At 65.2% G+C, this 210-nt stretch carries 1 protein-coding gene; it reads left to right on the top strand.

Going from position 1 to position 210, the window contains the following annotated elements; translation table 11 throughout:
* The coding region (locus GSQ87_RS13275) for a catalase (RefSeq protein ID WP_158917651.1) at window positions 1-210 on the top strand (210 nt) is incomplete at both ends.

Consider the following 210-nt stretch of genomic DNA (forward strand, 5'->3'; position numbering starts at 1 on the left):
GGAGACCGAGCAGGTGGCCTACTGCACCGCGCACGTGGTCCCAGGCATCGACTTCACCAACGACCCGCTGCTGCAGGGGCGCCTCTTCTCCTACCAGGACACCCAACTGAAGCGGCTGGGCGGCCCCAACTTCCACCAGATCCCGATCAACCAACCCAAGTGCCCGTTCCACAATCTGCAGCGGGACGGCCACATGCAGATGGGCGTGCC

The sequence above is a fragment of the Caulobacter sp. S45 genome (genome assembly GCF_009765965.1).
Taxonomy (GTDB): domain Bacteria; phylum Pseudomonadota; class Alphaproteobacteria; order Caulobacterales; family Caulobacteraceae; genus CAHJWH01.